Source organism: Microvirga sp. P4_G7 (assembly GCF_056401005.1).
In genome coordinates this window covers 1-4,777 of the sequence record NZ_JBFUKD010000264.1, presented here as the reverse complement: position 1 = coordinate 4,777, position 4,777 = coordinate 1, and the positions used below count along the sequence as shown (strand labels likewise).

The 4,777-nt window shown below is 63.3% G+C and carries 6 protein-coding genes; 5 read left to right on the top strand and 1 reads right to left on the bottom strand.

Annotated elements, in window-relative coordinates:
• Window positions 1–3: 3 nt before the first annotated feature.
• The 5 genes from AC1DT3_RS12400 to deoA are packed head-to-tail and all read left to right on the top strand — an operon-like array spanning window position 4 to window position 4,220.
• Window positions 4–909 (top strand): ABC transporter permease, encoded by a 906-nt coding sequence (locus AC1DT3_RS12400; protein WP_477465558.1) that lies wholly within the window; start codon window positions 4–6, stop codon window positions 907–909.
• Between the two features lies 1 nt (window position 910).
• Complete coding sequence (locus AC1DT3_RS12395) at window positions 911–1,312, top strand: cytidine deaminase (protein WP_477465556.1); 402 nt, start codon at window positions 911–913, stop codon at window positions 1,310–1,312.
• A 14-nt stretch (window positions 1,313–1,326) separates the two neighbouring features.
• Entirely contained in the window at window positions 1,327–2,142 is an 816-nt protein-coding gene (locus tag AC1DT3_RS12390; RefSeq protein ID WP_477465555.1) for a purine-nucleoside phosphorylase, read from the top strand.
• The gene (gene deoC, locus AC1DT3_RS12385) at window positions 2,135–2,896 is read left to right on the top strand and encodes a deoxyribose-phosphate aldolase (protein WP_477465554.1); all 762 of its coding nucleotides are present in this window, start codon (window positions 2,135–2,137) and stop codon (window positions 2,894–2,896) included. The genes AC1DT3_RS12390 and deoC overlap by 8 nt, the downstream gene beginning before the upstream one ends.
• A gap of 7 nt (window positions 2,897–2,903) precedes the next feature.
• Window positions 2,904–4,220: a thymidine phosphorylase gene (deoA, locus tag AC1DT3_RS12380; protein WP_477465557.1), complete on the top strand. Its 1,317-nt coding sequence runs from the start codon at window positions 2,904–2,906 to the stop codon at window positions 4,218–4,220.
• Window positions 4,221–4,227: 7 nt separating this feature from the next.
• Here deoA and AC1DT3_RS12375 read toward each other — a convergent pair.
• On the bottom strand, window positions 4,228–4,777 hold a 550-nt coding region (locus AC1DT3_RS12375), incomplete at its 5' end, for a C40 family peptidase (RefSeq protein ID WP_477465553.1).

The window sequence follows — 4,777 nt, the reverse complement described above, 5'->3', positions numbered from 1 at the left end:
ATCATGGATCTCGGTAGCTTCGCCACCATTTTCGATTCCGCATTGCGCTTGTCCATTCCGCTTCTCGCGGCTTGTCTCGCCGGATTGTGGTCCGAGCGGGCGGGTGTCGTCGACATCGGCCTCGAAGGCAAGATGCTCGTCGCTGCCTTTGCCGCGGCGGCTGCAGCGCACGCGTCAGGCTCCGCGTGGATCGGCCTTCTCGCCGGCATCGGCGCGTCAGTCGCGTTCTCGCTGGTCCACGGATTCGCGTCGATCAGCCAACGCGGCAACCAGATCGTGTCGGGCGTCGCCATCAACATGCTCGCGGCTGGCCTGACGGCGATCATCGGCAATGCCTGGTACGGGCAGGGTGGGCGCACTCCGCCATTGGAAGGCGCAGAGCGGTTCGGAGATTTGTTCCTGTCCCATTCGGCGCCCGTTTACCTCGCGCTTCTCGCCGTACCGGTAACGTGGTTCGTGCTCGGCAAGACGCGCTTTGGCCTGCGGCTTCGCGCGGTCGGCGAGAATCCGGCGGCTGTCGACACCGCTGGGATTTCGGTATCAGGGCTCCGGTATGCTGCGGTGATCATATGCGGCGTGCTCTGCGGTCTTGCCGGAACGTATCTGTCCGTCGGCCAATCGGCAGGGTTCTTGCCCAACATGACCGCGGGCAAGGGCTTCATCGCGCTTGCCGCTTTGATCTTCGCCAAATGGMGCGCATGGCCGGCGCTCGGTGCGTGTTTCCTGTTCGGCCTTCTCGACGCAGTGGCCATTCGCCTTCAAGGCATCTCGCTTCCCGGCATCGGCGAAGTGCCGGTGCAGGCGATTCAGGCGTTGCCCTATCTCATGACGGTCATTCTCCTCGCAGGCGTGATCGGCACGGCTATTCCACCGCGCGCGTCGGGTGTGCCCTACGTGAAGGAGCGTTGAGATGGCCTCGCTCGATGCGTTGTTCGAAGCCGCCAAAGCCATTCAGGCCAACGCCTACGCGCCGTATTCGCGCTTTAAGGTCGGTGCCGCGATCGCTGCACCGAGCGGTCGCATTTTTTCCGGCTGCAATGTCGAGAATGCCGCGTATCCCGTAGGCTCGTGCGCAGAGGCTGGAGCGATCTCTGCGATGATCGCCGCCGGCGAAACGCGCATCGCCGCGATCGTCGTGATGGGTGAAGGCGACAATCTCGTCACACCCTGCGGCGGCTGCCGTCAGCGCATCCGCGAATTTGCGTCGGACGATACGATCATTCACGTAGCCGGTCCCGAGGGCATTCGTCGGAGCTTCTCGCTCGACGAGCTGTTGCCCTTCTCGTTCGGACCGGACAATCTTAAGGCTTAGAGCGCGAGACTTTGATGGAAGCGAATATTCAGGAAACCGCGGCCTTTGTCCGCGCCCGGGGCTTTGACGGCCGTTTCGAGGCGGCTTTCGTCCTTGGAACTGGTCTCGGCACTCTCGTCGACGAACTCGACGATGCGGTGAGCCTTGCCTACGCGGACATTCCGCATTTTCCAAAGAGTGGCGTGTCCGGTCATGCCGGGCGTCTCGTTGCGGGGCGTATCGAGGGCTGCCGCGTGCTGCTGTTCCAAGGCCGCGCGCATTACTATGAAACCGGAGACGCAGGGGCGATGCGTATCCCTGTCTCCCTGGTCAAGGAACTCGGCATTCCGGTCTTCGTCGCAACGAATGCGGCCGGTTCGGTGCGGGCCGACATTCGTCCTGGAAGTCTCGTCGCGATCAGCGATCACCTCAATCTGTCGGGAACCAATCCGCTCCTGCGCGATCATTCGGACGGGCGTTTCGTTTCACTCACGGGCGCCTACGACGAAGGTTTGCGGCGTACCTTGAAGAAGGCGGCCGAGCGCAGCGGGATCGCGCTGCCCGAGGGAGTCTATGCGTGGCTGTCCGGACCGAGCTTCGAAACGCCGGCTGAGATCAAGATGGTGCAAATTCTCGGCGGAGACCTCGTCGGCATGTCGACGGTGCCCGAAGTCATTCTGGCTCGTTATTTTGGACTGAAGGTGATGGCGATCTCCGTCGTCACCAATCTCGCCGCTGGAATCGAGGGCGCGTCGCCCTCTCACCAGGAAACGAAAGAGACGGCGGCGGAAGCCTCCGAGCGTTTCAAGCGTCTGATCCGATCCTTCGTCGCGGAGCTATCCCATGGCTGATGTCGATACTGCTCAACGTGCCTTGCGCTGCCTCGATCTGACAGACCTGTCCGACAATTGCACCGACCATGCCGTCGACATCCTGTGCGCCAAGGCGCGCGATCCACGAGGCCCGGTGGCGGCGGTTTGCGTATGGCCGCAATTCGTCAGCCGATCGCGGGAGGCGCTGAAGGGCTCGACCGTGCGCGTGGCGACGGTGGTCAATTTTCCCGCCGGCGGCGAAGACGTCTCGCGCGTGGCCGAGGACACCGAGGAGGCGCTCGGCGACGGCGCGAACGAGATCGATCTCGTTCTTCCGTACGACGCGTTGCGACGCGGCGATATCGAGATCGCCTTCGACATGGTCGCGGCAATTCGCGATGTCGTGGACCAAGGCCGCCTGCTCAAAGTCATTCTCGAAACCGGCAAACTCGTGGATCCGGCGCTGATCGAAATGGCGAGCCGCGTGTCGATCGATGCGGGCGCCGACTTCATTAAGACGTCGACTGGAAAGACWCCCGTTTCAGCGACACCGGAAGCCGCCGAGATCATGCTCAAGGTGATCAAGGAATCCGGTCGTCCCGTCGGCTTGAAGCCGTCCGGTGGGATCCGTACGACGGACGACGCCGCGTTCTATCTCTCACTCGCCGATCGCGTCATGGGCGCGGGCTGGGCCACACCGAAGACCTTTCGCATCGGTGCCAGCAGTGTCTATGACGCATTGATCGCCACCATCGAAGGCCGCGCCGGCACGACCGCTGCGGGAATCTACTGACATGACGATGCTTCCGCAGGAATTCATTCGCCGCAAACGCGACGGCGGCGTTCTGGCTGCCGAGGAGATCGAGGCGTTCATCGAGGGTTTGACCACGGGCCGCGTCTCCGAGGGACAGGCTGCATCCTTCGCGATGGCGGTCTTCTTCCGCGGGTTGTCGGTGCCTGAACGCGTGGCATTGACGCGCGCGATGATGCATTCCGGTGAAGTCCTGCAATGGGATCTTCCCGGCCCCGTGCTCGACAAGCACTCGACGGGCGGCGTCGGTGACACCGTCAGCCTGGCGCTGGCCCCAGCCGTTGCTGCGTGCGGCGGCTACGTTCCGATGATCTCCGGGCGCGGTCTCGGTCACACGGGCGGAACGCTCGACAAGCTCGATTCGATTCCGGGCTATGTTTCTCAGCCCGACATCGACATGTTCCGGCGTGTGACGCGGCAGATCGGGTGCGCGATCATCGGCCAGACGGCGGACCTCGCGCCGGCGGACAAGCGTCTCTATGCGATCCGCGATGTGACGGGCACGGTCGAATCGATCGATCTCATCACCGCTTCCATCCTCTCGAAGAAACTCGCCGCCGGCCTCCAAGGGTTGGTGATGGACGTCAAGTTCGGTTCGGGCGCGTTCATGGCCAACGCAACGGATGCGAAGTCGCTCGCGGAAAGTCTTGTACTCGTCGCGAACGGCGCGGGTTTGCCGACGAGCGCCCTGTTGACGGATATGGACGAGCCGCTGGCGTCTGCTGCCGGCAATGCGGTCGAAGTCGCGTATACCGCCGACTATCTCGCCGGCCGACGCCGCGAGCCGCGTTTCCATGAAGTCACGGTCGAGCTCAGCGCAGAGATGCTGGTCCTCGGAGGACTAGCGTCGGATATCGTCGAGGCGCGTGCGAAGATCGAGACGGCGATCGCGTCGGGGCAGGCCGCAGAGATTTTCCAGCGCATGGTTGTTGCGCTCGGCGGTCCTTCCGATCTCTTGGAGAAACCCACGGCTCATTTGCATGCAGCGCCAATCGTGAAGCCGATCTTCGCGGATGATTCCGGCGTTGTGCATCGCGTCGCGACACGGGATGTCGGCGTGGCCGTCGTCGCTTTGGGAGGCGGACGTACCCGCCCGCACGACCCGATCGATCACGCTGTCGGATTGACTGAACTCGCCGGTGTCGGCGAAACCGTTGACGGGCAACGTCCGCTCGCAATCGTCCACGCGCGATCGGAAGCCGCAGCCGATGCGGCGGCCCGCGCCGTCCGGCATGCCTACACGCTCGGTTCGGGCCGCGCGGATCGCCGCCCGATCATTCTCGAACGGGTGGGCGTGACACGCTGAGGATGCTTCAACCGCCCAGGGAAGGCAGCCGTTTGATCGTGGTGATGGGCTTCGTATCGGTCGCAAGAATACGCTCGGCAGCGACGCTGAGAGGCTCGGAGTAAACCGTCATCGTGAAGCCCGTGGCATGGAGCAGCCGCGTCGCATCCTGCATGATTCCGACATGGCCTTTCCAGAACACGAGGTCGCCCCGCTTCAAGCCGCTGAGATCGGCGCGAATTTCAATCGCGGTTCCCAGCTGCTCTTCCTGCATGTCACTGTCGCGCGGCGCCATGATTCCAGCGGCCCGCAAGGCCATCTGGGCAAGGCCGGAGCAATCGAGGCCGAGGCTCGACTTGCCGCCCCAGAGATAAGGGATATGAAGGTAGCGTTCCGCCACCTGGACGAAATCAGCTTCCTTCGCTTCGCGCGCGGTGAGGTGCGGAGCAAACACGAAGCCGCCTGACGCAAGCACTGCGTAGTTGCCGGAATGTGTCGTGACGCTGACCTGCGCATTCATCGGCAGATGACCGGTGAAGGGACGCTTCAGGTCCGGCTCCGAATAAACAAATGTGCGG

Coding starts and splice junctions, on each gene's coding strand:
- AC1DT3_RS12395 (WP_477465556.1), top strand. CDS start 911: ATGGCCTCGCTCGATGCGTTGTTCGAAGCCGCCAAAGCCATTCAGGCC.
- AC1DT3_RS12390 (WP_477465555.1), top strand. CDS start 1,327: ATGGAAGCGAATATTCAGGAAACCGCGGCCTTTGTCCGCGCCCGGGGC.
- deoA (WP_477465557.1), top strand. CDS start 2,904: ATGCTTCCGCAGGAATTCATTCGCCGCAAACGCGACGGCGGCGTTCTG.